Source organism: Modestobacter sp. DSM 44400, from assembly GCF_900107175.1.
GTDB lineage: Bacteria > Actinomycetota > Actinomycetes > Mycobacteriales > Geodermatophilaceae > Modestobacter.
Genome location: NZ_FNOZ01000006.1, coordinates 57,031 through 83,733, shown reverse-complemented (window position 1 = coordinate 83,733; position 26,703 = coordinate 57,031). Strand labels below are relative to the sequence as shown.

General features: G+C 72.9%; 25 protein-coding genes and 1 riboswitch. Of the genes, 14 read left to right on the top strand and 11 right to left on the bottom strand.

Features of this window, described 5'->3' with window-relative positions; translation table 11 throughout:
• Positions 1-10 precede the first annotated feature (10 nt).
• The gene (locus tag BLW04_RS06215) at positions 11-763 is read left to right on the top strand and encodes an NUDIX domain-containing protein (protein ID WP_091537907.1); all 753 of its coding nucleotides are present in this window, start codon (positions 11-13) and stop codon (positions 761-763) included.
• A gap of 500 nt (positions 764-1,263) precedes the next feature.
• Complete coding sequence (locus BLW04_RS06210) at positions 1,264-1,506, top strand: endonuclease domain-containing protein (protein ID WP_175483919.1); 243 nt, start codon at positions 1,264-1,266, stop codon at positions 1,504-1,506.
• Positions 1,507-1,584: 78 nt separating this feature from the next.
• Here the strand turns inward: BLW04_RS06210 and BLW04_RS06205 are convergent, their stop codons facing one another.
• The 3 genes from BLW04_RS06205 to BLW04_RS06195 all read right to left on the bottom strand — a co-directional run bounded on the left by BLW04_RS06205 (position 1,585) and on the right by BLW04_RS06195 (position 4,752).
• Positions 1,585-2,940, bottom strand: a complete 1,356-nt coding sequence (locus tag BLW04_RS06205) for a TldD/PmbA family protein (RefSeq protein ID WP_091537905.1) — start codon at positions 2,938-2,940, stop codon at positions 1,585-1,587.
• Positions 2,937-4,424: a TldD/PmbA family protein gene (locus BLW04_RS06200; protein ID WP_254781118.1), complete on the bottom strand. Its 1,488-nt coding sequence runs from the start codon at positions 4,422-4,424 to the stop codon at positions 2,937-2,939. Before BLW04_RS06200 ends, BLW04_RS06205 begins: the two co-directional genes overlap by 4 nt.
• A gap of 157 nt (positions 4,425-4,581) precedes the next feature.
• Positions 4,582-4,752 carry a CsbD family protein gene (locus BLW04_RS06195; RefSeq protein ID WP_091537903.1) on the bottom strand — a complete coding sequence of 57 codons (171 nt, stop codon included), beginning with the start codon at positions 4,750-4,752 and terminating at the stop codon, positions 4,582-4,584.
• Positions 4,753-5,156: 404 nt separating this feature from the next.
• Between BLW04_RS06195 and BLW04_RS06190 the strand changes: the two genes are divergently transcribed.
• From BLW04_RS06190 to BLW04_RS06160, 7 genes are all read left to right on the top strand, one after another.
• Entirely contained in the window at positions 5,157-6,893 is a 1,737-nt protein-coding gene (locus BLW04_RS06190; protein WP_175483918.1) for an ABC transporter family substrate-binding protein, read from the top strand.
• Positions 6,894-7,239: 346 nt separating this feature from the next.
• Positions 7,240-8,229, top strand: a complete 990-nt coding sequence (locus BLW04_RS06185; RefSeq protein WP_091537901.1) for an ABC transporter permease — start codon at positions 7,240-7,242, stop codon at positions 8,227-8,229.
• A gap of 27 nt (positions 8,230-8,256) precedes the next feature.
• The gene (locus BLW04_RS06180) at positions 8,257-9,225 is read left to right on the top strand and encodes an ABC transporter permease (protein ID WP_091537900.1); all 969 of its coding nucleotides are present in this window, start codon (positions 8,257-8,259) and stop codon (positions 9,223-9,225) included.
• A gap of 22 nt (positions 9,226-9,247) precedes the next feature.
• The gene (locus BLW04_RS06175; protein WP_091537899.1) at positions 9,248-10,588 is read left to right on the top strand and encodes an ABC transporter ATP-binding protein; all 1,341 of its coding nucleotides are present in this window, start codon (positions 9,248-9,250) and stop codon (positions 10,586-10,588) included.
• Complete coding sequence (locus BLW04_RS06170) at positions 10,585-11,649, top strand: ABC transporter ATP-binding protein (RefSeq protein WP_091537898.1); 1,065 nt, start codon at positions 10,585-10,587, stop codon at positions 11,647-11,649. The genes BLW04_RS06175 and BLW04_RS06170 overlap by 4 nt, the downstream gene beginning before the upstream one ends.
• Positions 11,650-11,752: 103 nt before the next feature.
• Entirely contained in the window at positions 11,753-12,649 is an 897-nt protein-coding gene (gene mshB / locus BLW04_RS06165; RefSeq protein ID WP_091537897.1) for an N-acetyl-1-D-myo-inositol-2-amino-2-deoxy-alpha-D-glucopyranoside deacetylase, read from the top strand.
• A complete protein-coding gene (locus BLW04_RS06160; RefSeq protein WP_091537896.1) occupies positions 12,646-13,071 on the top strand; it encodes a hypothetical protein in 426 nt (141 codons plus the stop codon). Before mshB ends, BLW04_RS06160 begins: the two co-directional genes overlap by 4 nt.
• Here BLW04_RS06160 and BLW04_RS06155 read toward each other — a convergent pair.
• The 3 genes from BLW04_RS06155 to BLW04_RS06145 all read right to left on the bottom strand — a co-directional run bounded on the left by BLW04_RS06155 (position 13,028) and on the right by BLW04_RS06145 (position 16,708).
• Positions 13,028-13,780: a GNAT family N-acetyltransferase gene (locus BLW04_RS06155; protein WP_091537895.1), complete on the bottom strand. Its 753-nt coding sequence runs from the start codon at positions 13,778-13,780 to the stop codon at positions 13,028-13,030. The two genes, BLW04_RS06160 and BLW04_RS06155, sit on opposite strands and share 44 nt — an antisense overlap.
• 101 nt (positions 13,781-13,881) lie before the next feature.
• The gene (locus BLW04_RS06150; RefSeq protein ID WP_091537894.1) at positions 13,882-16,065 is read right to left on the bottom strand and encodes a putative bifunctional diguanylate cyclase/phosphodiesterase; all 2,184 of its coding nucleotides are present in this window, start codon (positions 16,063-16,065) and stop codon (positions 13,882-13,884) included.
• Entirely contained in the window at positions 15,962-16,708 is a 747-nt protein-coding gene (locus BLW04_RS06145; protein ID WP_091537893.1) for a GAF domain-containing protein, read from the bottom strand. Before BLW04_RS06145 ends, BLW04_RS06150 begins: the two co-directional genes overlap by 104 nt.
• A 202-nt stretch (positions 16,709-16,910) precedes the next feature.
• Here BLW04_RS06145 and fdxA point away from each other — a divergent pair, with 202 nt between their 5' ends.
• Genes fdxA through BLW04_RS06130 form a run of 3 tightly spaced genes read left to right on the top strand, consistent with a single transcriptional unit; the run spans position 16,911 to position 19,221 of the window.
• Positions 16,911-17,231 carry a ferredoxin gene (gene fdxA / locus BLW04_RS27360; RefSeq protein WP_091537892.1) on the top strand — a complete coding sequence of 107 codons (321 nt, stop codon included), beginning with the start codon at positions 16,911-16,913 and terminating at the stop codon, positions 17,229-17,231.
• Entirely contained in the window at positions 17,228-18,340 is a 1,113-nt protein-coding gene (dapC, locus tag BLW04_RS06135; protein ID WP_217630869.1) for a succinyldiaminopimelate transaminase, read from the top strand. The genes fdxA and dapC overlap by 4 nt, the downstream gene beginning before the upstream one ends.
• 5 nt (positions 18,341-18,345) lie before the next feature.
• Entirely contained in the window at positions 18,346-19,221 is an 876-nt protein-coding gene (locus BLW04_RS06130; RefSeq protein ID WP_175483917.1) for an aminoglycoside phosphotransferase family protein, read from the top strand.
• Positions 19,222-19,310: 89 nt separating this feature from the next.
• Here BLW04_RS06130 and BLW04_RS26520 read toward each other — a convergent pair whose 3' ends face one another.
• From BLW04_RS26520 to BLW04_RS06115, 3 genes are all read right to left on the bottom strand, one after another.
• Positions 19,311-20,966 (bottom strand): hypothetical protein, encoded by a 1,656-nt coding sequence (locus tag BLW04_RS26520; RefSeq protein WP_175483916.1) that lies wholly within the window; start codon positions 20,964-20,966, stop codon positions 19,311-19,313.
• Positions 20,967-21,002: 36 nt separating this feature from the next.
• Positions 21,003-21,087: riboswitch (cyclic di-GMP riboswitch) on the bottom strand.
• A gap of 78 nt (positions 21,088-21,165) precedes the next feature.
• Positions 21,166-21,891: a response regulator gene (locus BLW04_RS06120; RefSeq protein WP_254781117.1), complete on the bottom strand. Its 726-nt coding sequence runs from the start codon at positions 21,889-21,891 to the stop codon at positions 21,166-21,168.
• A gap of 83 nt (positions 21,892-21,974) precedes the next feature.
• Positions 21,975-22,907, bottom strand: a complete 933-nt coding sequence (locus tag BLW04_RS06115) for a hypothetical protein (RefSeq protein ID WP_139306748.1) — start codon at positions 22,905-22,907, stop codon at positions 21,975-21,977.
• 122 nt (positions 22,908-23,029) lie between these two features.
• On the opposite strand from BLW04_RS06115, the gene BLW04_RS06110 reads away from it, so the two are divergent.
• Positions 23,030-24,133: an alpha/beta hydrolase gene (locus BLW04_RS06110; RefSeq protein WP_091537887.1), complete on the top strand. Its 1,104-nt coding sequence runs from the start codon at positions 23,030-23,032 to the stop codon at positions 24,131-24,133.
• Between the two features lie 102 nt (positions 24,134-24,235).
• Here BLW04_RS06110 and dapD read toward each other — a convergent pair whose 3' ends face one another.
• Both dapD and BLW04_RS06100 read right to left on the bottom strand, forming a co-directional pair.
• Positions 24,236-25,207 carry a 2,3,4,5-tetrahydropyridine-2,6-dicarboxylate N-succinyltransferase gene (dapD, locus tag BLW04_RS06105; protein ID WP_254781116.1) on the bottom strand — a complete coding sequence of 324 codons (972 nt, stop codon included), beginning with the start codon at positions 25,205-25,207 and terminating at the stop codon, positions 24,236-24,238.
• Between the two features lie 43 nt (positions 25,208-25,250).
• Complete coding sequence (locus tag BLW04_RS06100) at positions 25,251-25,709, bottom strand: NUDIX hydrolase (RefSeq protein WP_091537885.1); 459 nt, start codon at positions 25,707-25,709, stop codon at positions 25,251-25,253.
• 42 nt (positions 25,710-25,751) lie between these two features.
• On the opposite strand from BLW04_RS06100, the gene BLW04_RS06095 reads away from it, so the two are divergent.
• Entirely contained in the window at positions 25,752-26,699 is a 948-nt protein-coding gene (locus BLW04_RS06095) for an MBL fold metallo-hydrolase (protein WP_091537884.1), read from the top strand.
• The last annotated feature ends 4 nt before the right edge of the window (positions 26,700-26,703 follow it).

The window sequence follows — 26,703 nt, the reverse complement described above, 5'->3', positions numbered from 1 at the left end:
CGCTGAGGTGGTGCCCCAACTCCGGTTCACCACCCTGGTGGAGGCTCCGCTGACCGTTGCCTTCGACGTCGCCCGGCGGCTGGGTCGGCCGTGGCCGTACCCGCTGGCGGAGGTCGAGTCGGTCCGGCCGTACTCCGACGTGTACGTAGCGACGCGCGGACCGGGACGCCGGCTGACGCACACCCGGCGTTTCTCCGCGACCGGCACCGGCACCCTGGTCGAGGAGCAGGTCGACTGGTCGGCGGGTCCGCTCGGCGGGTCGCTCGATGGGATGCTGCTGGGCCGCCGGGTGCTTCGGAGCATGCAGTCGCACCTGGACGCCTATGCGGCCGCCGCCGCCGAGGCCGCCCGCGGGGTGACCCAGGTGGTCGGCGCGGCACTGGTCGACGACCGCCGCCGCGTGCTGGTGGCCCAGCGCAGGTCGGGCTCGCTGGCCGGGCTGTGGGAGTTCCCCGGCGGCAAGGTCGAGTCCGGGGAGGACGACCTGGCGGCGGTGGTCCGGGAGTGCCGCGAGGAGCTGGGGGTCGACGTCGTCCCGGAGGCGTTCCTCGGCGAGGTGCCCCTGGACGGCGTCGTGGCCGGCGGCGCCCCCGGCGCGTCGACACTGCGGGTGTGGTGGGGCCGGGTCGTCGGCGGGAAGCCCGTGGCCCACGAGCACAGCGAGGTGCGCTGGCTGCCCGCCGAGGCGCTCGAGGAGCTGGACTGGATCCCGGCGGACCGGCCCCTGCTCCCCGCCGTCCGCACCCTCCTCGCCCGCCTCTGACCCACCCCCACTCCGCTTTCGGCGCCGAAAGCGGGGGCTGTGGACAACCTCCGCGCCGGACGCTCGCATCCGTCAGGCTCGCGGAGTGCCCGCCCGCCATCCGCTCCCGCACGGTGTCTTCCTCGGCTCCCACGCTGTGGCCGAGGGCTTGCTCACCCGCGACCAACTGCAGCGCGGGCTCTATCGCCGAGTGCTGCGCAACGTGTACGCCGATCCTGCTCCGCCGCACGACCACGCGCTCCTGACACGGGCTGCGGCCCTGCTCATGCCTCCGGGGCGGTCCTCGGCGGGCGCTCGGCCGCGGTCTGGTGGGGCACCCCCACCGCCTGGGTCACCGATCCGGTCCTGGTGGTGGTCCCGCCAGTCGCTGGGCAATGGGGGTCTCGTCGGATTCACAAGGTGCTGCCTCTGGTCGACGGCAGGGCTCAGAGTCCACCCGAGTCGTGGGTGCGGGTCGCCTGTCACCTGGCCGGCCCCCCACGCCCCGTGCGCAGCGCCCGGTGGTGCAGGACGGCGTCCTCATCGCCGTCGGCGATCTCGGTTGGCCGGAGGCAAAGCTCATGGTCGAGTACGAGGGTGCCTACCACTTCGACGGTGTGCAGATCGTCAAGGACGACGCCCGGTACGCGCGGCTGGTGGCGGCCGGCTGGCGCGTCCTCCGGCTGAGCTCCGCTGACCTGCGCGACCTGGACGCGGTCGTGGCACCGATCAAGGACGCGTTGGCGACCTCCGTCGTCCGCTGACCTCCCCCCTTTCGACGCCGAAAGCGGTGCCGCTCTCGGCGCCGGAAGGGGATGCGAGGGGGCCCGAGGGGGCAGGGGTCAGCCGGTGGCGTTGCCGGTGATGTTCCAGGCGGCCAGCCGCAGGGCGGGGACGGCGACCCGGTTGTAGCCCATCGAGCCACCCAGCCGGGTCGGCTGCGGGTCGACGTCCGCGCCCACCGTGACCGCGCCGGGGGCCAGCGCCTCCAGGTAGGACTGGGTGAACCGCAGCGTGCTGACCGGGGCGACCACCCGGCCGTCCTCGACCAGCCAGACGCCGTTGCGGGTCAGCCCCGTCCACACCGACCGCTTGGGGTCGACGACGCGGGTGTACCAGAAGTCGCTCACCAGCAGCCCGCGGTCCAGGCCGGCCACCAGGTCGTCGATGCTGCCGCCCGACCCGGGGGAGAGAGCCGGGTCGACCGCGACCGGCCCCCAGGTCGCGCTGCCCTCGCCGGCGTTGCCGGTCGAGGTCCGGCCCAGCGCGGCGGCGGTACGGCGGTCGGTGGTCAGCCCGACGGGGACGCCGTCGCGCACCAGTTCGGTCCGCTGGGCGGGGGTGCCCTCGACGTCGAAGGGCAGCCCGATCGCGCCGGGGGCCAGGGAGTCCTCGACGAGGGTGACCGCCGGGTCGAACTGCTGCTCGCCCAGCCGGAGCCCCGACGTCCCGTCCACGACCGCCTTGCCGTTGAACTGCCCGGTGACCAGCCCGGCGACGACGTCGGTGACCGCCGCGGATTCGAGCACGACCGGGTAGCGCCCCGGGTCGACCGGGGCGGCATCGACCCCGGCGCGGGCCTTGGCCGCGGCCCGGGCACCGAGGGCGGCGCAGTCGAGATCGGCCAGCCGGACCGACATCGAACGGGCGACACCGTCCGCGCCGGACAGCCGGGCGATGCCGTCACAGGCCGCCGAGGTCGTCGCGCCGGTGACGTGCTGCCCGGCAGTGTCCAGCAGGACGGCGGTCAGCGACGCCGTCTGCAGGAAGCCGGCGGTCGACAGCCCGCCCGCGGCCTCGATGAACGCCGCCACTCCGGCGGCCCGGTCGGCGGGGGAGGCCTCCGCCGTGGCCCGGTCGGGGGTGCCGGAGGACGCCAGCGGCGCGGGCCCGCCCAGTCCGGGCCAGTCCGGGTCGCGGGGCACCAGCCGGGCCGCTGCCAGCGTGGCGGTGACCAGTCCGGGGACGTCGCGCACCCGGGTCGTGGAGGAGCCGGCGGTGCGGCCGCCGCCGACGGTCAGTTCCAGGTGCACGGTGGTGCGCTCGTCGACGACGTTCTGGTGGATCGCCGACCCGGCGAAGCGGGTCAGTGCCAGCGCGGCGGTCTCGGCCCGCACCGTGGCGACGGCGTCCGGGCCGCCCTGGCGGGCGACCTCGGCCAGGACGGCGGCGGCCAGGTCGTCCAGGGCGGCGGTCATCCGCGCACCCCCACCCGGACGCCGGAGAAGCGGGCCGGCGCGGCGCCATGCCCGGTGTGCCCGACCTGGCCGGGCTGTCCCTTGCCGCAGTTGGGGGTGCCCCAGGCCCGCCACTCGCCGGGTGCCCGGCCGCCGAGCATGTCCAGGGAGGACCAGAAGCGTGGCCCGATGCCGGTGTAGGAGGGGTTCTTGAGCATCCGCCCGCGGACGCCGTCCTTGACCTCCCAGCCGATCTCGCAGCCGAACTGAAAGTTCAGCCGCCGATCGTCGATGGACCAGGAGCGGTTGTGCTCCATGAGCACGCCGTCGTCGGTCGCGGCGAGCATCTCCTCCAGCGTGTGCGGGCCGGGCTCGAGTCCGACGTTGGTCATCCGCACCATCGGCAGCCGGGCGTAGCCGTCGGCCCGGACGGAGCCGGCGTAGTCCAGCCCCGCGACGGCCGCGGAGTCCCGGCCGGCGAGCACGCCGACCCAGATGCCGTTCCGGACGGCGTCCCGGGCGGTGGCCGGGGTGCCCTCGTCGTCGTAGCCGAAGCTGCCCAGGGCGCCGGGGATGGTCGGGTCGATCGTGATGTTCATCAGCTCCGAGCCGAACCGCAGCGACCCGAGCTGGTCCAGGTCCAGCCAGGACGTCCCCGCGAAGGCGGCCTCCCAGCCGAGGATGCGGTCCAGCTCGATGGCATGCCCCACGGACTCGTGGATCTGCAGCGACATCTGCTCCCCGCCCAGCAACAGCGTCGTCTCCTCCGACGGGCAGACCGGTGCGGTGAGCAGGGCGTGCGCCTCGCCGGCGATCCGCTCGGCGTGCGCGGGCAGGTCGAGCTCGCGGACGAGCTCCCATCCGCGGGTGCCGTACTGGCCGCGGAAGGCCGGGTAGGAGCGCCGCTGGGTCTCACCGTCCCCGACGGTCAGGCAGTGCATGCCGGCTCCGGTCTCGCGCACGTGCTGGCCGATCCGGGCGCCCTCGCTGGACACGAACGCCGTCCGGGTGTCCCACGCCTGAAACAGCGCCTCGGCGACGGCGACACCGGCGGCCCGCATGGTGGCGGTGACCCCGGTGAGCAGGTCGCCCTTCTCCGCCAGCGGAACGGCGAAGGGGTCCTCCATGCACTCGCTGGCCCAGCTGCCCTGCACCGCGGGGACGGCGACCAGCTCCATCGGTGGGCCGGGCACGGCGGCCGAGGCCGACGCGATGGCGGCAGCCCGCTCCCCGGTGCGCCGGGCGTCCAGGTCCCCGGCCGGGTCGCCGAGGGCGGCGAAGCCCCAGGAGGAGCCGACCAGCGCGCGGACGCCGAGCCCGGCGGAGGTGGTCTGGGTCAGCGAGCGGACGTCGCCGTCCCGGGCGGTCATCGACTCGTGCCGGCGGTCGACGAGGCGGGCGTCGGCGTACCGGGCGCCGGCGGCGAGTGCAGCCTCCACCGCGGCGGACGCGGCATCGAAGGAAGCCGAGCCGATGTCGACCATCTCGTTAGCGGGACTCATCATCAACGGCCATCCTGCGCCTCGGTGGCGCGCCGGACAACACGGCCCGGACATGGGAGAGCGCCGTCCCCGGCGTGCCCGGGACGGCGCTCTCAGGAACGGCGGCGTACCGCCGCCGCGGCTCTGGCGAGCCGGGCCCCACCGAGGCGGGGCCCGGGGATCACTTGAAGATGTCCTTGACCTTCTCGCCGGCCTGCTTCGCGTTGCCGCTGGCCTGGTCCTTGTGGCCCTCGGCCTCCAGGTCCGGGTTGTCCGTCGCCTTGCCGGTGGCTTCCTTGCCCTGACCGGACAGCTCCTGGGCCTTGTTCTTCATCCTGTCCATGGCGCTCATGGGTGCTCCTCAGTCTCGGATCGGGTCAAGTCGCCGGTACCCGGCGTGACGGCGTTCACACACCGAACCGCTCCGGGGCTGGCTCGACGGCCGTCGTGAAGGGACCCGGCGGCCCTCGGGGCGGTGGTCAACTCCTCCGCGGCCGACGACCCTGAACAGGAAGACCTGCGGCCGGGTGAGGCGTGTCCCGCAGAGCTTCCGGCCGACGCGCGCCGGTCGTGAGCACAGGTCACAAAATGGTGACGGTCGTGGACTGCCTTCTCACCCTCTGCCTAGGGTCCACCCGTCACCGTACTGACAGACAGGCTCGTGTTCAGCTGTCCGCCAGGTGGCGCCCCGCAGGTCCCCAGTCCCGTCCGGTGATCCCGGGCTCCCGCGCAGGCGGGTCGAGGAGGCAATCGAACGTGAAGTTGAGCAAGCGCAGCTCCCTGCTCGTCGCCACCGGCATCGCCGGCGCGATGGCGCTGACGGCGTGCGGAGGCGGCAGTGACAGCGGAGGCAGCAGCAGCAGCGACAAGTCCTCCAGTGCCGGCACCGGTCGAGTCGTCTTCGGCGAGTCGACCGACTTCCCGGAGAACCTCTACCCGAACATCGCCGCCGGCAATGCGACCTCGGTGGCCAACATCCTGATCCGGGTCCTGCCCTCGGCCTTCAACGTCAAGCCCGACTTCAGCGTCGAGTGGGACAAGAACCTGCTGGCCGAGGAGCCCACGCTCGACGACAGCGGCGGCACCCAGGTCAACACCTACACGCTCAACCCCGACGCGGTCTGGAGCGACGGCACCCCCATCACCGCCGCCGACTTCGAGTTCACCTGGCGGGCCAACCGCAGCGGTGACCCGGCCGACGGCGGCTGCGCCTCGAACCTGTCCACGACCGGGTACGAGAACATCGCCTCCGTCGAGGCCGGCGCCGACGACAAGACCGTCACCGTCACCTACGAGACCCCCTACGCGGACTGGAAGGCCCTCTTCGGGAACCTGCTGCCCGCGCACCTGATGGACAAGGACGACCCGGTCGCGGTCTGCGACGAGCTCACCGCGGGCTGGGCCATCGGTGACGGCATCGTCGGCGACATCTCCGGTGGCCCCTGGCAGGTCACGAAGGAGAACATCGACGCCGGCAGCCAGATCGTCGTCCTGACCCCCAACCCGAAGTGGTGGGGCGACAAGCCGAAGCTCGCCCAGCTGGTGATCCAGAACATCGGCAACGACCCGACGACGGCCGTGCAGGGCATCCAGTCCGGCGAGCTCGGCGTCATCTACCCGCAGCCGCAGCTGGACCTGGTCGACCAGATCAAGAACCTCGAGCCCAACGTCAACAACGACGTCAACTTCGGGCTCTCGTTCGAGCACCTGGACTTCAACACCACCGACCCGTTCCTCAGTGACCCGAAGGTGCGCCAGGCGTTCGGCATGGCCCTGGACCGGCAGAAGATCGTCGACCAGACCGTCGGGCAGTTCTCCTCCGACGCCTCGGTGCTGAACAACCGCATCTTCCTGAGCAACCAGCCGCAGTACCAGGACACCGCACCGGACAAGTACAAGAAGCGGGACGTCGCGGGGGCCAAGGCCCTGCTCGAGTCCGACGGCTTCACCCTCGGGCCGGACGGGATCTACACCAAGGGCGGCAAGCCGCTCACGTTCCAGATCAACACGACGGCCAACAACCCGCTGCGTCAGACCACGATCGAGGTCATGATCCCGCAGCTGAAGGAGGCCGGCATCGGCGCCACCTTCAACGCCAACCCGGACATCTTCGCCGGCGCGGACAAGCCAACCTCCCTCGAGGCCGGCGGCTTCCAGATCGCGCTGTTCGCCTGGGTCGGTTCGCCGTTCGTCTCCTCGTCGGCGTCGATCTACGCCCAGCCGACGGGTGACAGCATCCAGCAGAACTACTCCCGCGTCGGGACTCCGGAGATCGACCAGCTGTTCACGGAGCTGTCGGCCGAGCCGGACTCCGACAAGCAGGCCACCCTGGGCAACAAGATCGACGCCCTGCTCTGGGAGCAGCTGGCCACCATCCCGCTTTACCAGAAGCCGGACTTCCTGGCGTGGCAGGCAACCATCAACGGTGTCGAGGACAACGCCTCGAGTGCCGGTCCGCTCTGGAACTCGGAGGAGTGGTCGGTCAAGCAGTGACCTGCGAATCCCTCGCGGAAACCAGCACCACCGAGCACCGCTGAACTGGGCACCACCGAACTGAGCACCACCGCACCACCGCACCACCCCGGCCCGGCGCCGCCATTGCGGCGGCGCCGGCCACCGGGTGCGCCGCAGCCCCTGGGACGTCCTCCCGGGGGCCGCGGTGTGTCCGGACTCCTTGTGACGCTGCTGTGTCGGCCCGGTGACCTCGCCGTGACCTTCCGCTGCGACGATGCGCGGGATCCCCAGCAGCTCCGGGCAGGACCTGGCCGGCGCTCGCGAAGAGCCCGCTGAACTGGTCGTTCCGACCGGACGACTTCCGCTCTCGGCGTAAGGTCACGGCATGTTCTTCTTCACGATCCGGCGGATCCTGGCGTCCGTCCTCGTGCTACTGGTGAGCTCGTTCCTGGTCTTCGCGCTCGCCGCGGCCAGCTTCGACCCGCTGTCGAAGTACTACACGAGAAACCCCCGGCCGCCGCAGTCGTTCTTCGACAACCTGCGCGAGCAGCTGGGGCTCAACGACAACTTCTTCGTCCGGTACTGGCACTGGCTCTCCGGCGCCCTGACCGGCGACTTCGGCAAGACCATCAACGGCAGCTCGGTCTCCCAGCAGCTGGGCACCCGGATCATGGTGACCGGGCGCATGATCATCGCCGCGGTCATTCTCGCCGTACTGCTGGCGATCGTGGTCGGCGTCATCGGCGCGGTCCGGCAGTACCGGCCCTCGGACTACGCGTTCACCTTCCTCGTCTACCTCCTCATCGCGCTGCCCACCTTCTGGTTCGCCGCGCTGTTGAAGGAGTTCGTGGCCGGCGGGATCAACGACCTTCTGGGGTCCCAGGTCCTTTACACGATCGGGGAAGAGACCCCCGGCCTCTCGCTGTACGCCAGCGGATGGGAGCTGTGGTCGGACCGGCTGGGGCACCTGATCCTGCCCACCGTCAGCCTGGCGATGCTGTCCTTCGCCGCCTGGAGCCGCTTCCAGCGCGCCGCGATGCTCGACGTGCTCGGCTCGGACTACATGCGCCTGGCCCGCGCGAAGGGCCTCACCTACCGGCGCACGGTCGTGAAGCACGGCCTGCGCAACGCCCTGATCCCGCTCACCACCGTCGTCGCGCTGGGCATCGGCACCCTCTTCGGCGGTGCGGTCATCACCGAAACGGTCTTCGTCTGGCACGGGATGGGCGAGTATCTGCTCAAGAGCGGCATCGGCCAGAACGACATCAACGTGGTGCTCGGCTGGTTGCTGGTCAGTGCAGTCTTCGTCGTCGTGTTCAACCTGATCGCCGACATCCTCTACGCGGTGCTCGACCCGCGGATCCGGCTGGCCTGAGCACCCGAAGCGAGAAGGAGGCACTCCATGGCCACCACCGAGGCCACCACTGAGACCGTCGGCGGCCTCCTGCCCGCCGTCCCGGGCACCCCGCAGAACGGCGGCGGGGTCGAGCGCGAGTTCACCGTCAAGGCGCGCAGCCAGCGACAGCAGATCGTCCGTCGCTTCTTCCACGACAAGGTCGGGATGACCGGCCTGGTCATCTTCGTGCTGCTGCTGGCCTTCGGCTTCCTCGGCCCACTCGTCCAGGGGGTGGACTACGCCACTCAGAACTCGAACGCGCAGTCGGTTCCACCGGGGACGGCGGGCTACCTGCTGGGCAGTGACGCCATCGGGCGGGACGTAATGGCCGGGATCATGACCGGCGTGCAGCGTTCGCTGTTCATCGTGCTGCTCTTCGTCGCCATCGCCTTCCCGCTGGGCCTGCTGGTCGGCGCGCTGGCCGGTTACTTCGGGAGGTGGGTCGACAGCCTGCTGATGCGCTTCGTCGACCTGATCCTCACCGTCCCGCTGCTTGTCGTGCTGATCGTCGTGGCCAGCAACTTCCCCGGCTCGCGCACCCCGCTGGGCGTCGGCGTCATCCTCGGCCTGTTCGGCTGGTTGGATCTGGCCCGCATCGTGCGCAGCCAGTTCCTCTCGCTGCGGGAGAAGGAGTACGTCGAGGCTGCGCACGCGATGGGCGCCTCCAACAGCCGGATCATCTTCAAGCACCTGATCCCCAACACGTTGGGCTCGCTGATCGTCTGGACGACGCTCGCTGCAGCCACCGCCATCACCCTCGAGGCGGCGCTGACCTACCTGGGCTTCGGGGTCAACGGCGCCAACCAGACGTCGCTGGGCCGCCTGGTCTCCGACGGGGTGCAGGCAGCGAGCACCCGGCCCTGGCTCTTCTACTTCCCGGGCCTCGCCCTCATCATCATCGTGCTGGCGATCAACCTCATCGGCGACGGCATCCGCGACGCCTTCGACCCGAGCAACCGCCGCGTGCGGGCCTGACAGACCCCTGAACAGGAGTTCCATGTCCACCCTCGGGACCACGGGCCCCGGCACGTCCGGCGCCACGGCCGTCGGCGCCTCGTCCACCGGTACGTCCACCGGCACCCTCAGCCAGGCCGGCTCGCGGATGACCAGCCTCGGCGGTTTCGACCCCGCGGCGCCGCTGCTGCAGGTCAGCGACCTCAACGTCCGGTTCCCGACCGAGGACGGCTCGGTGCACGCCGTCCGCGGTGTCGACTACGCGCTGCGCTCCGGTGAGGTGCTCGGCATCGTTGGGGAGTCGGGTTCGGGCAAGTCGGTGACCTCGCTGGCGGTGATGGGTCTGCTGCCCCAGTCCGCGCGCGTCACCGGCTCGGTGAAGTACCGCGGCCAGGAGCTGCTGGGACAGAGCGACCGCAGCATGTCGCGGGTCCGCGGCAAGGGCGTGTCGATGATCTTCCAGGACCCGATGACCTCGCTGGACCCGGTCTACAAGATCGGCTACCAGATCGAGGAGACGCTGCGCTCCCACGACAAGTCGCTGTCGTCCAAGGCCGCCGAGGCGCGCGCGGTGGACCTGCTGGAGCTGGTCGGCATCCCCAGCGCCAAGGACCGGGTGCGCTCGTACCCGCACGAGTTCTCCGGCGGCATGCGGCAGCGCGTGGTCATTGCGATCGCGATGGCCAACCAGCCCGAGGTGATCATCGCCGACGAGCCGACGACCGCCCTGGACGTCACCGTGCAGGCTCAGATCATGGAGGTGCTGCAGACCGCGCTGCAGGAGACCGGCGCGGCGATGGTGCTGATCACCCACGACCTGGGCGTCGTGGCCGGCATCGCCGACCGGGTGCTGGTCATGTATGCCGGCCGGCCGGTCGAGCTCGGCAGCGTCGAGGACATCTACTACGAGCCGCGGATGCCGTACACGCTCGGGCTCCTGGGCTCCCTGCCGCGCGTGGACTCCACCAACCGCGAACGGCTCACCCCGATCCAGGGGTCGCCGCCATCCATGGTGAACATGCCACCCGGCTGCCCGTTCGCGCCGCGCTGCCCGCTGCACATCGCCGAGTGCGACGCCGACGAGCCGCCGCTGGTCCAGGTCGGTCCGGCACACAACGCTGCCTGCATCCGCACCGACGAGGTCGCCCGTGCCCACGGCCGCGCCGCCGAGATCTTCAACGAGACCGCGGACGACGCGGTGCTGAGCGCCTCGGCTCTGCCGGCCGACCTGGCCACCGGGGACGGCGCCCGCGAGGCGACCGCTCCGGGTACGCCCCCGCCCAGCCAGACCGAGGCCGGCGCGGGCCGCTCGGACACCGGCAGCGTGGTCAGCACCGCGAACACCGCCCCCACGACGGGCACCACGAACGGAGACCGGGCATGAGCGCCCCCACCACCGAGCGCACCGGCGGCGGAGCCGTCCAGCGGGGCGAGCCGATCCTCACCGTCCGCGGGCTGGAGAAGCACTTCCCGATCAAGGGCGGCGGTCTGATCAAGCGAACCGTCGGCGCCGTCCGGGCGGTCGACGGCGTGGACCTCGACCTCTACCCGGGCGAGGTGCTGGGCCTGGTCGGTGAGTCCGGTTGCGGGAAGTCGACGACCGGCCGGGCCATCCTGAACCTGCAGCCGGCCACCGCTGGGTCGGTGGTCTTCCAGGGTCGCGAGGTCGTCGGCCTGTCCCGCAAGCAGATGCGCCCCCTGCGCCGGGACATCCAGCTCGTCTTCCAGGACCCCTACGCCTCGCTCAACCCGCGGCTGCCGGTGTTCGACATCGTGGCCGAGCCGATGATCATCCACGGCCTGGCCAAGGACGACACCCAGCTGCGGGCCAAGGTCCGGCAGCTGGTGGAGACCGTCGGGCTGAACCCCGAGCACACCAACCGCTACCCGGCCGAGTTCTCCGGCGGCCAGCGGCAGCGCATCGGCATCGCCCGGGCGCTGGCGCTGCAGCCGAAGGTCCTGGTCCTCGACGAGCCGGTCTCGGCTCTCGACGTCTCGATCCAGGCCGGTGTCATCAACCTGCTCGAGGACCTGAAGAACGAGCTCGGGCTGTCCTACCTGTTCATCGCCCATGACCTGTCGGTGGTCCGGCACATCTCCGACCGGATCGCGGTCATGTACCTCGGCCGGATCATCGAGATCGCCGAGCGCGACGAGCTGTTCAGCCGCCCGGCGCACCCGTACACCCAGGCGCTGCTGTCAGCGATCCCGCTGCCCGACCCGCGGCGTGAGCGGGCCCGCCAGCGGATCATCATCACCGGCGACGTCCCGAGCCCGGCCAACCCGCCCTCGGGCTGCCGGTTCCGCACCCGGTGCCAGAAGTTCGCCAACGTGCTCACCGAGGGCGAGCGCGAGGTCTGCATGACCGTCGACCCCAAGCTGGAGGAGCGCGGCACCGGGCACCTCAACGCCTGCCACTACGCGGAGACCACGTCGGTCCTCTGACCCGGTATTGGAAGCTTCACCGGTAAGCAGCAGCCCTCTACCTACCGGTAAAGCTTCCAATGCCCAGGCCGAGCCGCTCGAGCCGCTGCGGGAGACTGTCCGGGTGACACCCTCCCGCCGACTGTTGTTGGTGCACGCCCACCCGGACGACGAGACGATCAACAACGGGGCCACCATGGCCCGCTACGTCGCCGAGGGCGCGCACGTCACCCTGCTCACCTGCACCCTGGGTGAGGAGGGCGAGGTGCTGGTCCCCGACCTCGCGCAGCTGGCTCCCGACCATGCCGACCAGCTCGGCGGGTACCGGATCAGCGAGCTGGCGGGGGCCATGGCCGCCCTCGGGGTCGCCGACTGGCGGTTCCTCGGAGGTGCCGGTCGGTACCGGGACTCCGGGATGATGGGCACTGCGGCCAACGGGCACCCCCGGGCCTTCTGGAACGCCGAGGTCGACGACGCGGCGGCGCACGCGGTCGCCGTCGTCCGGGAGGTCCGCCCGCAGGTCGTCGTCACCTACGACGACAACGGCGGGTACGGCCACCCCGACCACATCCAGGCCCACCGGGTGGCGATGCGTGCCGTCGAGCTGGCCGCCGACCCCGGCTTCGGTCCCGACTTCGGCGCTCCCTGGGACGTCGCGAAGGTCTACTGGTGCTGCATGCCCCGTTCGGTGATGCGCCAGGGCATCGAGGCGATGGCCGCGCTGGGGGAGGCCTCGCCCTTCGCCGGGCTGGGGGACATCGACGAGGTGCCGTTCGCGGTCTCCGACGACCTGGTGACCGCCGCGGTCGACAGCCCCGGACAGGCCGGCGCTAAGGAGGCAGCCATGCGGGCGCACCGGACGCAGATGACCGTCGACGGACCGTTCTTTGCGCTATCGAACAACCTGGGCCAACAGGTCCTCGCCACCGAGTACTACCGGCTGGTCCGCGGGCAGCGGGGCCCGGCCGGCCCGGGCCCGGCCGACTGGGAGGACGACCTCTTCGCCGGGTTGACCGGATGAGGGTGCTGGGACTGCTGGGGTGGTCGCTGGTCGTCGTCCTGGTGTCGGCCTGGCTGGCCGTGGTCGAGGTGATGTGGCTGCCGCTGCGGGTCGGCGGGGTGGCCGTACCGCTCTCGGTGGTCGGCGCCATCGCGGGCAATCTGCTGCTGGTGGCTGCGGCCCGGTGGCTGTCCGGCTCCCGCGCGGTCGCCGTCCTGCCGGCGGTGGTGTGGCTGGTCGTGGCCGTGGCGGGAGCGATGCGCCGTCCCGAGGGCGACCTGCTGATCACCGGCGGCGACGGGGCCACCCAGGCGGTGAACCTGGCGTTCCTGCTGCTCGGGGTCGTCGCCGCAGCGTTCGCGGTCGGCCGGGTGCTGGGCGAGCCCGGACGCCGGACGGTCAGCCGGGCCGGCGCCGGTAGTGGTAACGGTGGTGCTCGATGAAGCCGGCCCGGCGGTAGAGCGCCAGCGCGGGGGCGTTGTCCGACACGACCTGCAGGTAGACCGAGGTGGCGCCGCGCCCGGCGCCCCAGGCCAGCAGCGCCGCCATCAGCGCCGTACCCAGCCCGCGGCGGCGGTGCTGCTCGTGAACGGTCACCGCGGTGACCCCCAGCCAGCCACCGGCGACCGCGCCGCGGGCGACCGCTGCCAGCGGTGCCGGAGCGGGGTCGAGCCGGACCGCGGCGAAGGTGACGTCCTCGCCCCGGGTCAGCACCTCGCGGGCCATCGCCGGCAGCTCGGCGCCCCGATAGCGGTAGCCGGCCAGCCAGGCGTCGTCCGGAGTGGGGGAGAGGTCGACCGGCACCTCCGGCGCCGGCGGGACCGACAGCGGTGCGCTGAGCACCAGGGTGTCGATGTCCCGCTCCCAGCCGGCGGCGGCGAACGCCTCGTCGGCTCCCCGCGACTGCCGGCCGGGCAGCTGCGCGCACGGCCGCAGGCCACGGTCGTCGTACCAGCGGGCGACGGCGTCCACGGCCGCCGGCAGCGCCGTCCTCGGGTCGCCGACGACCAGCGCGGAGTTGGCCCGGCCGGTGAAGCCCCCACCGGCGCGCAGCAGCCAGTCACCGAGGGAACCGGACTCCAGGCCCGGCCACCCGCGGGCCGCGACCCGTTCGAGGTCGACAACGCCCAGCGGTGACCGCCTCTGTCCCATGCGGAATTCTTACCCGAGGCATGGCCCCGGCTACGCCGAGCGTCTGTCGGGTTCCGCCGAACGGAGCGCGGGATGCTTCGCTGGCAGTACCGCTCGGGCGGTCAGCCGGGGAGCCGGTCGACCGGGATCAGGGCCGAGCGGGCGGCGAGCCAGTCGAGGAACTCCCCGGCCGGCAGCGGCCGGGCGATGTGGTAGCCCTGCGCGACGTCGCAGCCCCACTGGCGGAGGGTGGCGAGCGTCCCGGCGTCCTCGATGCCCTCGGCCACGATCGTCGTTCCCAGTTCTTGTCCCAGCCGGACCGTGCTTCGCACGATCGCCGCCGCCCGGGGGTCGGTGGTGAGGTGGGTGACGAAGCTCCGGTCGAGCTTCAGCTCGTGCACCGGCAGCGCCCGGAGGTAGGCCAGGGAGGAGTACCCGGTGCCGTAATCGTCGATCGAGAGCCGGACGCCCAGCGCCCGCAGCCCGGAGAGCACCTGGTGGCTGCGCGCTGTGTCGGCCATCAGCACGTCCTCGGTGATCTCCAGCGTGAGGGCGCCGGCCGGCACGCCGGTCACCTCCAGCAGCATCGCCACCTGGTCGGGGAGGGCGACGTCCTGCAGGTTGGACATGGACAGGTTGACCGCCGTCGACAGGTCGTGGCCGGCCGCCCGCCAGCACCGCAGGTCGCGCAGCGACCGCTCCAGCACGCACAGCGCCAGCCGGCGCATGAGCCCCGCCTGCTCGGCCAAGCCGAGGAACACGTCCGGGCCGAGCATCCCGCGGTCGGGGTGGTCCCACCGGACGAGCGCCTCGACCCCGGTGACCCGGCCGCTGCGCAGGTCCAGTTTCGGCTGGTAGTGCAGGAGCAGCTGGTCGGTGTCCAGCGCGTTCCGCAGCTCCTCCAGGATCTGCAACCGGTCGCGCGAGTCGGACGTGCCGTCGGGGGTCCACACCTGGTGGCCGTCCCGGCTCCGCTTGGCCACGTACATGGCCGCGTCGGCGCGGGCGAGGAGCACCGAGCGGTCTCGGCCGTGCTCGGGGCACAACGCGATGCCGACGCTCGCATCGACGTGCAGCGGCATGCCGTCGAGCACGAAGGGGTCCCGCAGGGCGGTGTTGATCGCCTGGGCGACCTCGCGCGCCCGGCAAGCGTCGGCGTCGGGCAGCAGGACGGCGAACTCGTCGCCTCCCATCCGGGCGAGCAGCTCCCCGGGCGCCGTCGTCGCGCCGAGCCGCGGTCCGACCAGGCGCAGCAGGTCGTCCCCGACGCTGTGGCCGAAGCTGTCGTTGATCTCCTTGAACCGGTCCAGGTCGATCATGAGCACCGCGCAGGCCCGGTCCGGCTGGTCGCGCACGGCCGTCTCCAGCGCCTCGAGAAACCGGCGCCGGTTGGCCAGGCCGGTGAGTGGGTCGACGTGCGCCTCGATGGCCAGCTGCTGCAGCCGGAGCTGCTCGACCGCACGCAGTTCGGCGTTCTGCACGACGAGCGCTCCCTCGAGCACCACCTGGTGCACCGCCTGCCGCAGGGCGGGGGACCACTCGCGGGGCCGCCCGCCGGAGCCGGTGACCACCAGGCCGAGCAACCGCTCCCCGGACAGCAGCGGGATGCTTACGTAGGAGGCCAGCGCGGTCTCCTCGGCCAGCCGCGGTGGCAGCAGGTCGCTGGTGGCGGTGTCCGCGATGAACAGCGGTTGCCGCTCCTCGGCGGTGCGCCGCCACAGCGGGACGTCGCTGACGTCCTGGCCGAGCAGGCGTGCCCGTACGACGTCCTCGTGGGCGCGCGGCCAGTCGATGAAGCGGACGTCGGCCAGCCGGCCGCCGTTGTCGAGCAGGTAGACGGCGCTGCGCTCGGTGCCGGCCAGCCCCTGGACCACGCGCGCCACCACCTCCGCGGCCTCGCCGATGCCGGTGGCGCGGGCCCCGTCGACGAGCAGCTGGCGGACGGCGTGGGCGGTGCTCAGCGACGCGGCCCGCGCCTCGCTCGTGCGGGCCTGCTCGATCACCCCGCCCAGGTGTGCGCCGGCCGCTGAGGCGAGCCGCCGGACGTCCTCGGAGAACGGCCGGAGCCGGGTGCTGTCCAACGTCAGCACCCCGGCGAGGTGCGGGCTGCGGCCCAGCGGGACGGCCAACGCCGAGGCGATCTGGAAGCACTCCGCCCACCAGCCGGCCAGCAGGCTCGAGTCCTGGTCGGCGGCCATGGGCTCACCGGAGCGGAGGACGCTCTCGGCGAGCCGCAGGGGCACCGGGGCGGACCGGAACTGGTCCCAGCTGGCCTTGTCCCGCCGGCCGTCGGCGTAGCAGGCCATCCGCGGGAAGCAGGAAGACGCAGGCGCGGTCGACCTCGCCCAGCTCGGCCAGCTGCTCGCACGCGGCGGCGAGCAGGTGCTCCAGCGACGTGGCCGTGGCCGCGGTCTCGATGAGGCCGAGCAGGACGCCGGCCTGCGCCACCCGGCGCTGCTCGGACCGTCGCGTCCAGGCCTCCGCGGTGGCGAGCGCCAGCCCAGGCGCCGCCGCGCGGAGCAGCTCGGGGGTCGCGGCGGTGGCCGGCTCGACCGTCAGCACTCCGACGACCTCGTCGCCGACCAGCAGGGGCTCGCCGTGCGCCGAGCGGATCCCGTAAGAGGCCAGCTCGGTGGCCGCGGGCCCGCTGTCACCGGTGTAGACGGCCATCGGACGGCGTTTTCGGATGACCGTGGCCAGGAAGGGCGAACGCGCCAGCGCCACCGGCGTCTTGAACCGCTGCTCCCGCACCGCGGAGGGCGCGGAGACGGTGACGGCCCGCCGGAACGGAACGGCCATCTCCGTGGTGGCCTCGTGCACCCACACGGACACCCGGGTGGCGTCGGCGGCGGCGCGCAGCGCGTCCAGCTGGGCGGCGAGGGCCACTTCGGCGTCGTACGGCGACGTCGAGCGGACGACGACCGCGTCGTTCGTCACCATCTCGGACATGCCGGTGTGATCGGCATGACCGTGCGGTGCTTGAGCTGCCCGGCGCGCTTCGCCTCCATCGGGGGAGTCGCCGCCCAGGCGGCGCGCGGCGTCACCGCCGACCCGTTTCGCCACGCCCCGAGCGGCAAGGGATACTGGAGAAGATCGAACCCGGCCCTGGACGTGTCCAGGAGTCGCCGCCCGTGCGTCCTCGGAGGAACCCGTGACCTACGTCATCACCCAGGCCTGTGTCGACGTCCTCGACAAGGCGTGCATCGACGAGTGTCCGGTGGACTGCATCTACGAGGGCGAGCGGATGCTCTACATCCACCCCGACGAGTGCGTCGACTGCGGTGCCTGCGAGCCCGTGTGCCCGGTGGAGGCCATCTACTACGAGGACGACGTCCCGGACAAGTGGAAGGACTTCTACAACGCCAACGTGGAGTTCTTCTCCGACCTGGGCAGCCCTGGCGGCGCCGCCAAGACCGGCAAGATCCCCAAGGACCACCCGCTGGTCGCCGCCCTCCCGCCGCAGGGCGAGTGACTCCGGCGGCGTCCCCCCGCCGGCTGCCGGACTTCCCGTGGGACTCCCTGGCCCCGGCGCGGGCCCGCGCCGCTGAGCACCCCGGCGGGGTCGTCGACCTGTCCATCGGCACCCCGGTCGACGACACCCCGCCGGTGCTGCGCGAGGCGCTGGCCGCGGCCGGCAACGCCCCCGGCTACCCGACCGCCCTGGGCACTACCGACCTGCGCCGCGCCGCCGCCGGCTGGCTGTCCCGCCGGCTGGGCGTGCAGCTGGCCGATCCGCTGGGCACGGACCCCTCGGTCCTCCCGACGGTGGGCTCCAAGGAACTCGTCGCGCTGCTGCCCACGCTGCTGGGGCTGGGTGGGAAAGGCACGGTCGTCGTCCCCGAGGTCGCCTACCCGACCTACGAGGTGGGCGCGATCGTCGCCGGGCTGGGCGTCCTCCGGTCGGACGTCCCCCCGGAGGACGCGGACGGAATCGTGCTCGTCTGGCTGAACTCCCCGGGCAATCCGGACGGCCGGGTGCTCACCGACGCCCAACTGTCCGCCTGGGTGGCCTGGGGGCGCGAGCACGGCGTTCCGGTGGCCGCCGACGAGTGCTACATCGAGCTGGGCTGGGACGTCGTTCCCCGCTCGCTCCTGCACCCGGCCGTGGCCGGTCCGCACCACACCGGGCTGCTCGCCGTGCACTCGCTGTCCAAGCAGTCGACGGCGGCCGGCTACCGCGGCGGCCTGCTGTCCGGCGACCCGGCGCTGGTGCGCCGCGTCTGGGAGGTCCGCCGCCACCTCGGGCTGCTGGTGCCCACGCCGGTGCAGGCGGCGATGGTCGCGGCGCTGTCCGACGACGAGCACGTCGCTGTGCAGCGCGAGCGCTACCGGCGCCGCCGTGCGCAGCTCGCGGCCGCCGTCCGCGCGGCCGGTGTGCGGATCGACCACTCCAAGGCCGGCCTTTACCTGTGGGTCACCCGGGACGAGGACTGCTGGACGACGATCGACTGGCTCGCCGGGCTGGGCATCGTGGCCGCTCCCGGCTCCTTCTACGGGCCCGCCGGCGCGCGGCACGTGCGGATGGCGCTGACCGCCACCGACGAGCGCATCGAGGCGGCGGTCCAGCGCCTGGCGGGATGAGACCCGTGGTCGTCCCGGCAGCGTTGCGGTCGGCGATGACGGCGGCGCACGGCCCGGCCGGCGCGGCCTGGTGCGACCGGCTGCCCGGGCTGGTCGCCGGCTACGCCGACCGGTGGGGCGTCCCGGTGGGGGAGCCGTTCCCGGTCGCCCACCACTGGGTCGCGCCGGCGGGCGCCGGAGCCGTGCTCAAGATCGGCTATCCGGCGTCCGAGCGGGACGTCGCCCGGGAAGCAGCCATGCTGGCGACCTGGGCCGGGCACGGGGCCGTGCGCCTGCTGGCGGCCGACGTCGGTGGGGACGACGCCGAGGCGGTGCTGCTCGAGCGCGTGCACCCCGGGACCGACCTGACTGCCGCGCCCGACGAGGAGGCGTTGCCGCTGCTGGGCAGGGTGGCCCGGGCCCTGCACACCGCCGGGCGCGCGCGCCCGGCGCTCGCCCTCGACGCGGCCGCGCTCGCCGACCTGCATGCCGGCCACCCCGCCCTGCCTCGCGCGCTGTCCACCATCGCAGCCGACCTGCTCGATGACCTGCAGGCCACCTGCGGTGCGCCCGTCCTGTGCCACGGCGATCTGCACCACGGCAACGTGCTGCGCTCCGGGACCGCGACCGTCGTGATCGACCCGCGCGGCGTGTGGGGCGACCCGGCGCTGGACGTGGGTGTGGCCCTGCTCAACCCGCTGGGCTCATTGCCCGCCGAGCGGACCGACCTGCGCGCTCTGCTGGAGCGCCGGCTCGCGCTGATCTGCCCGGCGATGGGTGTGGACATCGACCGCGGCCGGGGCTGGACGGTGGTCAGCGCGGTCGTCTCCGCGCTCTGGACGGCGCAGGACGGCGGGGGAGTGGACGACACCGCGCTCGCCGTTGCCGACGTGCTGCGCTGATGGGCATCGCGCCGGTCCATGAACTTCTGACGCGGCAGCCCCACCCTCCGTTTCGCTGAGGGTGGGGCTGCGCGGTCAAGGGGCTGCGATCAGCAGGCGTTGGCGCGCTCCTGAGCGGTGCTCGGGTTCTTGACGCACTTCTCGCCGGTCGTCCGGGTCGTGCTGGTCACGATCGGCGCGCCCGGCGCGGAGGTGCGGGTGACGACGGGCGTGGTCGCCGAGGTGCTCGTGTTCACCTCGGGCGTCGCCGGGGCGGTGGTGGACGTGATCATCGGGGGAGCCTCCGCGCGGGTCACGGTGACTGTCGGGTCGGCGGGGACCCGGACGACGGTCACCTCGCTCTCGGCATCCGCCCAGGTGACGGTCACGTCGGGGTCCGCGGGCGTGACGACGTCGGTCGACTCCGTCGTCGTCTCCCCGCGGGTGACGGTCACGGCCGGCTCGGCCGGGATGCGCGTCTCCGTCACCACGGGTGCGCCGGCCGAGCTGCTGGTCGTCACGATCTCGGCACCCGACAGGGTCGAACGGGTGATGATCGGTTCGCCGGGGGCGCTGGTGACCTGCACGGTCGGCGTGCCGTCGACGACGAGGGCGTTGCCGGGCGAGGTGAAGGCGAACCTCGTCGTCGTGGTGGTCGTGGTGACGGTCGTCGGCTGGGTGACGGTCCGCTCGAACGTGGTGGGCTGGGTCGTCGTGGTGAGGACCGTCGTGCGCTGAGTCGTCGTGGTGAGGATCTCCCGCTGCTGCGTCGTGGTGGTGATCGAGGTGACGTCGGTGCTCGTCGTGGTCACCGTCTCCCGCGGCTGGGTCGTCGTGGTCACCGTCTGGCGCGGCTGCGTCGTGGTGACGACCGTCTCGCGGGGCTGCGTGGCCGTGGTGACGCTCTCGCGGGGCTGGGTGACGGTGGTCGTCGTCTCACGCTGTTGCGTGGTCGTGGTGACGGTCTCGCGGGGCTGGGTGACGGTGGTCACGACCGTGGTGGGGGTCGTCGTCGTCGTGGTTTCCGTGCGGTCACACTTCTCGACCTTGCTGCTCTTGCCGGCCGGCGTGCAGTTGGCCGGCGGACCGGCGGTCTTCGTCGTGGTGGGGGTGCCGCGTTGGATCGATGTCTCCGTGGTGGGCGGGCCGCTGTTCACCGTCTCGGACGTGCTGGTGGCGTCACCGACGTCGCGCGTCTCGGACGCGGAGGTGGGGATGCCGCTGTTGACCGTCTCCGAGGTGGAGGTGGCCTCGCCGCTGTCCACGGTTTCCCGGTCCACGCTCGGCTCTCCCACGGCGAGCGTCTCGGAGGTGGAGGTGGCCTCGCCGCTGTCACGCTCGACCGAGGTGACCCGCGGCGTGCCGCGCTCCTGGGTGACGATGCTGACCGGCTGGCCGCTGTCGGCCTCCTCGGAGGAGCTCGTGGGCGCTCCGTCGGGAACTGGCGGGGAGACGACGCTGGTCGCTGGGCCAGACGGGGCGGTGGCGCCGTCGCTGATCTGCGGAGAGCCGGTCGGCACCTGGGCGCCGACGACGGTCGTCACGACGGTGCAGCGCTGGTTGGCCAACTGGGCCTGAGTGACCTTGCTCCCGCTGGGGCCGGAGAAGGTCCCACCTGCGGCTGCGCACGTCGCCTGTCGGGCCATGGTGTCGGAGGCCGGGTCGGCGAATGCGGGGACGGAGAGCGCCAGCAGCATAGCGGCCGAGGCCGCGGACAGCAGGAGGGGGCGCCGGAGTGTGGCGCGGGGGCGAGTGGGCGTGCGCATGCGAAGTCTCCCGAGTGGATGGCTCGTCGTCGAGTCAGGTCACCGAGTCGGTTTCGCTACTCGCTCCCCGGGGCCCAAGCGACCACATGCAGATCCCCGGATCGGTGCGTCACGGTCTAGCAGGCGAAACATAGGTGACCGGAATCCGCCGAACAATGCATGGTCGGGTCATCGTGCGTTGAGATCGCTCAACGCGGATTCAGGCCGGCTGCGTCTCGCCACGGGACAGGCGGACGGCCGACTGACGGTCAGCGACCTGCAGCTTTCGGAGGATGGCGCGGACGTGAGTCCTGATGGTGACCTGTGCCACGAAGAGCCGCGACGCGATCCGCTCGGTGGACAGCCCGTCCCCCAGGAGCTCGAGCACCTCCGCCTCCCGATTGGTCAGCCGGGCGAGGGCCGAGCAGGACCGCACGCTGAGCCGGCTCTGCGGCGCAGCGCCGGCCTCCGCCATCACGTCGATGACCAGCCGCCGGGGCAGCACGATCTCACCGGCCCGAACCCCGCGCAGGGCAGGTACGAGCCGATCCGGGTCCATGTCCTTGAACAGATATCCCCAGGCGCTCGCGCGCAGAGCATTCAGAAGATCATGTGCGTCGTGTGACGACGTCATCAGAACGGCGGCCGTGCGGGGGGCCGCCCGGGCGGCCCGTGCGGCGGCCGCGATCCCCGTTCCGGGCAGGTGAACGTCGAGGAGGCATACGTCCGGCCGGTGCTCGATGACTGCAGCGACCGCGCTTGCGGCGTCGCCGGCTTCAGCCACGACCTGGCACGAGCTGGCTTCCAAGGTGGCGCGCAGCGCCGCGCGCGTGGGCGGGTGGCCGTCCGCGATCACCACGGTGAGGACGTCGTCCACGGTCAGCTCGCCGGACGCCGTCGGGAGGGCGGCTGCGCGGCGGGGACTCCGACCTCCGTTGGCCACCACGAGGAGAGGGTATGCCGGATGGCGGTTTCCGGCAGTGGCTAATGGTGGCCGACGGTTTCTGGTCGCACACGGTCGGGGCCCGGTCAGGTGGCGAGCTGGAGCTGCAGGCCCCTGGCGTCCGCGCCAGTCTGGGTCCAGCCGCCGTCCGGGCTCCACGACCAGTCGGCGAACCGCACCCCGGTCAGCTGCAGTCGTTCGGCGTGCGCGACGGCCCAGCTGGCCTCCGGCCATCCGGCGTCGGCGACCGAGACGACGCCGCCGGGCCGGACCGTCGGGCGGCCGGCCTCCCGGCGGACGACGTCGGCGACGGCGGCCGCGCGCTCGTCGACCGGGCCGGTCGCGTCAGCCGGGGTGTAGCTGCACGACAGCTGGGCGGGAACGTCCGACAGCAGCGCGGCGGCCAGCTGGGTGGCCATCATCTCCCACTGCTGGTAGGCCTCCGGGAAGCCGCTGCGCTGCACGCGCTGGCTCACCTCGGTGAGCCGGCCGGTCTCCCAACCCGGCACCTCCACCAGCCCGTCGAGGAACTTCCCGGCTGCGTACACCGGGTCCTGCACCTGCGCCTCGGTGCCCCAACCCTGCGACGGTCGCTGCTGGAACAGCCCGAGGGAGTCGCGGTCGCCGTAGTCGAGGTTCCGCAGCCGCGACTCCTGCTGCGCGGTCGCCAGGGCGATGACCGTCGCCCGCGGCGGGAGCCCGCGGCTGCGCGCCACCGCGGCGATGGTGGCGGCGTTGGCCGCCTGGGCAGTGGTCAGCGTCAGGTCGGAGCCGGGCAGGGTGCAACGGCCGGCTACCGGCTCCGGGGACGCCTTCTCGGTCTCCCAGGCCAGCGCGACCAGCGCGACCAGGCCGACGAGCACGGCCAGCAGCCAGCGCGGGCGCCGGTCGCGGCGCCGGCGCCGGCGGGCGGGTCGGACGGGGGGCCGAGAGGACCGCGCCGGGGGACGGGACGAGCGAGCGGCGGGCCGCTCCGACCGGGCCGGTGGCCGTCGTCCCACGACCGGGGTGCTCGCCATCGGAGCCGATGGTAGGTCGGGAAGCCGTCCGCTCGCGGTTCCCTGTCCCCGCGCGCCGGGTGTGGTTAGCCTCTCGCCCGATGCCGGGGCGTGCCCGGTGCTGTCCGGCAAGGAGCCTGCCGATGTCCCGCGATCTGCTGTTGCCCGGCGTGGCCGCTACCGCAGTGCCGACCGCGCGGCTGACCCAGCGGGTGCTTCACGCCGAGCTCGTGGACCCGCACGGCGCGGGGGACGCCGTCCTGTTCGTGCACGGCAACGTCAGCTCCGCGGCGCTCTGGCAGCCCCAACTGCTCGCCCTCCCGGCGCCCTGGCGGCCCTTGGCCGTCGACCTGCGCGGCTTCGGTGGCACCGACCCGCTGCCGGTCGACGCCCGCCGCGGGGTGCGGGACTGGTCCGACGACCTGGCCGCCCTCGTCGACGCCCTCGGTCTGGAGCGGGTGCACCTGGTGGGCTGGAGCATGGGGGGCGGCATCGTCCTCCAGCACCTGCTGGACCACCCCGACCGGGTCGCCTCCGTGGTCCTCGTCGCGCCGGTCTCGCCGTACGGGTTCGGCGGGACGACGGGCAGCGACGGCACCCGGGTGCACCCCGACGGCACCGGCTCAGGCGGCGGCGCGGCCAACCCGGACTTCGTCACCGCCATCGCTGCCGGGGACACCACCGCCGACAGCCCGACCAGTCCGCGGGCGATCCTGCGCGCGTTCTACGTGGGCCAGGACGCGCTGCCGCTGGACCCGGCGCTGGAGGACGTCTTCGTCGCCTCGATGCTGACCACCCGCACCGGTGTGGACCACTACCCGGGCGACTCGGTGACCGTCGACGCCTGGCCGGGGGTCGCGCCCGGCGAGCACGGCGTGCTCAACACGATGGCGCCCACGGTCCTGGACGTCTCCACGATCACCGAGCTGGCCGTCAAGCCGCCGGTGCTGTGGGTGCGTGGCGACCGGGACCAGATCGTCTCCGACACCTCGGCGTTCGACCTGGCGTTCCTCGGCTCGATCGGCGCCGTCCCGGGCTGGCCGGGAGAGGCGGCGTTCGCGCCGCAGCCGATGGTCCGCCAGACCCGCGCCGTGCTGGACCGCTACGCCGCCAGCGGCGGCTCCTACCGCGAGGTGGTCGTGACCGACGTCGGCCACTCACCGCACGTGGAGCGGCCGGAGGAGTTCGCCGCCGCACTGCTGGAGCACCTCACGCACCCGGCCACCGAGCCCGCCGGCCTGACCTAGCACCTCCGGTGTGAAGGGGCGCGGCCTCGGCTACGCCGAGCGCTCTCCTGGTTCCGCCCGAGCAAGGCGCGGGATGCTCCGCATGCCGCGCCGCTCGGTCGGTCAGTTGGCGTGCAGGGCGGCGTTGAGGCTGCCCCAGTCGCCGTCGCGGGGGAGGGCCTCCAGCGCGCCGGACACCGAGTTGCGGCGGAACAGCAGTCCGTCGCGGCCGGACAGCTCCGCGGCCTTGACCACCGAACCGTCGGGCAGGGTCACCCGGGAGCCGGCGGTCACGTAGCAGCCGGCCTCCACCACGCAGCGGTCGCCGAGAGAGATCCCGATGCCGGCATTGGCGCCCAGCAGGCAGCCGGCGCCGACCGAGATGACCTGCTTCCCGCCGCCGGACAGCGTGCCCATGATCGAGGCGCCGCCGCCGATGTCGGAGTCCGCGCCCACGACGACGCCGCCGCTGATCCGGCCCTCCACCATCGAGGGGCCGAGCGTGCCGGCGTTGAAGTTGACGAAGCCCTCGTGCATGACGGTCGTGCCCTCGGCCAGGTGCGCGCCCAGCCGCACCCGGTCGGCGTCGGCGATCCGGACGCCGGTCGGCACCACGTAATCGACCATCCGGGGGAACTTGTCGACCGAGAAGACGGTGAGGTTGCCCAGCTGGGCCCGCATCCGGACGGCGGAGAACCCAGCCGCCTCCACCGGGCCGGCGCTGGTCCAGGCCACGTTGGCGAGCAGCCCGAAGATGCCGTCCATGTTGAGCGCGCGGGGGCGTACCAGGCGGTGCGACAGCAGGTGCAGGCGCAGGTAGACGTCGTGCGCGTCGACCGGCGGGGCGGCCAGGTCGGCGATGACGGTGCGGACGGCGATCACCTGCACGCCGCGGGTGTCGTCGATGCGCACCAGCCCGCCGTAGTCCGGGCCGAGCTCGCCCTCCAGCTCGAGCGTCCCGACCTGCAGCGTGCCGGCGGTCGCGCCGTCCGGGGTGCCCAGCCGCGGGGCGGGGTACCAGGTGTCGAGCACGGTGCCGGCCATGGTGACCGTGGCAATTCCGACGGCGACTGCGGAGATGGGGGCTTCGCTCACGCCGGTCACGGTACCGATGCGCCGGTTTCAGGCGGAGCGGCGTTCAGGCGATCAGCAGGGCCGGCACCCGCGCGCCCGACCGCAGCTCGGCCAACACCTGTGCCTCCTGCGGTTGGACCGGCTGCGGCAAGTCGGTCAACGGGAACCACGCCAGGCCGGCGTTCTTGGCCGGCTCGGCCACCCGCGGTTCACCCCGCCACCGCCGCGCGGTGAAGAAGAAGTCCACGCGCTGGTCCCGCTGCCCGCCGCCCGGGGTGGTGCGGTGCACGGTGGTGAGCGGGACCAGGTCCGCCGGGTCGACGTCCACGCCGGCCTCCTCGCGCACCTCCCGGACGGCGGCGGCGACCGCGGTCTCGCCGTCCTCCACGTGCCCGGCCAGGCTCGCCCAGTGCCCGTCCAGGTAGCCGGTGGCCCGCCGCAGGTGCAGCAGCACCTCGGGGCCGGCCGCGCCGTCGCGCAGCAGGAAGACGTAGGAGGCGGGGACCAGGAGGCTGCGAGCCATCCGGCGACCGTAGGCCCGGACCCGGTCGGCTTACCCTGCGGCATGGCCGCTCCCGGGGTTCCCGTCGACTTCACCAGCCGCGCACCGGTCGCCGTCACCCTGCCGGTCAGCTGGGTGTCGCCTTCCGCCACCCCGGAGCCGCCCATCCGGGTGCAGTGGTCCGACCCGCACACGGTGGTGCTCCGGCAAGCCTTCGCCCTGAACTACGAGGCGCCGTTCCTGTACCTGCTCTTCGGCAACGACCGCGCGCTGCTGCTGGACACCGGCGCGACCGCCGACCCGGTCGGCTGTCCCTTGCGTGCCACGGTCGACGGGCTCGTCGAGGAGTGGCTGGCGCGGCACCCGCGCGAGCGCTACCCCCTCGTGGTCGCCCACTCGCACGGTCATGGCGACCACGTCGCCGGTGACGCGCAGTTCGCCGACCGGCCGGACACGGTCGTCGTGGGCGCCGACCTCGCCACGGTGACCAGCTTCTTCGGCACGGCGGGCGCCCCGGACGACGGCGATGGCCTGCGCGCCTCCATCCCCTTCGATCTCGGCGGCCGGACGCTCGAGATCCTCGCCACCCCGGGACACCACCGCGCGGCGATCACCGTGTTCGACCCGTGGACCGGCTGGCTGCTGACCGGTGACACGGTGTACCCGGGCCGGCTCTACGTCGACGACATGCCCGCCTTCCGGGCGAGCCTGGACACTCTCGTCGCCTTCGCCGCCCACCGGGAGGTGACGCAGGTGATGGGCTGCCACATCGAGATGTCCCGGACACCCGGCCGGGACCACCCGCTCGGCTCCACCCGGCACGCCGAGGAGCCGCCGCTGCAGCTCCCGGTCAGCGTGCTGACCGCCGTCCGGAACGCGGCGCAGGAGGTGGCCGACGCGCCGGGCCTCCACCGGTTCGACCGGTTCGTGATCGTCCACGGCAGCGGCCGTTCGGTCCGGGCCCGGCTGAAGGCCCGCGCGTGGCTGGCCCGGGCCCGGTTGGCGCGCTGAGCGA

Coding starts and splice junctions, on each gene's coding strand:
- BLW04_RS06100 (WP_091537885.1), bottom strand. CDS start 25,709: ATGGCTCGCAGCCTCCTGGTCCCCGCCTCCTACGTCTTCCTGCTGCGC.
- BLW04_RS06170 (WP_091537898.1), top strand. CDS start 10,585: ATGAGCGCCCCCACCACCGAGCGCACCGGCGGCGGAGCCGTCCAGCGG.
- BLW04_RS06160 (WP_091537896.1), top strand. CDS start 12,646: ATGAGGGTGCTGGGACTGCTGGGGTGGTCGCTGGTCGTCGTCCTGGTG.
- BLW04_RS06145 (WP_091537893.1), bottom strand. CDS start 16,708: ATGTCCGAGATGGTGACGAACGACGCGGTCGTCGTCCGCTCGACGTCG.
- BLW04_RS06200 (WP_254781118.1), bottom strand. CDS start 4,424: ATGATGAGTCCCGCTAACGAGATGGTCGACATCGGCTCGGCTTCCTTC.
- BLW04_RS06150 (WP_091537894.1), bottom strand. CDS start 16,065: ATGGCCTGCTACGCCGACGGCCGGCGGGACAAGGCCAGCTGGGACCAG.
- BLW04_RS06110 (WP_091537887.1), top strand. CDS start 23,030: ATGTCCCGCGATCTGCTGTTGCCCGGCGTGGCCGCTACCGCAGTGCCG.
- BLW04_RS06195 (WP_091537903.1), bottom strand. CDS start 4,752: ATGAGCGCCATGGACAGGATGAAGAACAAGGCCCAGGAGCTGTCCGGT.
- BLW04_RS06155 (WP_091537895.1), bottom strand. CDS start 13,780: ATGGGACAGAGGCGGTCACCGCTGGGCGTTGTCGACCTCGAACGGGTC.
- BLW04_RS26520 (WP_175483916.1), bottom strand. CDS start 20,966: ATGCGCACGCCCACTCGCCCCCGCGCCACACTCCGGCGCCCCCTCCTG.
- BLW04_RS06185 (WP_091537901.1), top strand. CDS start 7,240: ATGTTCTTCTTCACGATCCGGCGGATCCTGGCGTCCGTCCTCGTGCTA.
- BLW04_RS06205 (WP_091537905.1), bottom strand. CDS start 2,940: ATGACCGCCGCCCTGGACGACCTGGCCGCCGCCGTCCTGGCCGAGGTC.
- BLW04_RS06095 (WP_091537884.1), top strand. CDS start 25,752: ATGGCCGCTCCCGGGGTTCCCGTCGACTTCACCAGCCGCGCACCGGTC.
- BLW04_RS06180 (WP_091537900.1), top strand. CDS start 8,257: ATGGCCACCACCGAGGCCACCACTGAGACCGTCGGCGGCCTCCTGCCC.
- BLW04_RS06175 (WP_091537899.1), top strand. CDS start 9,248: ATGTCCACCCTCGGGACCACGGGCCCCGGCACGTCCGGCGCCACGGCC.
- BLW04_RS06115 (WP_139306748.1), bottom strand. CDS start 22,907: ATGGCGAGCACCCCGGTCGTGGGACGACGGCCACCGGCCCGGTCGGAG.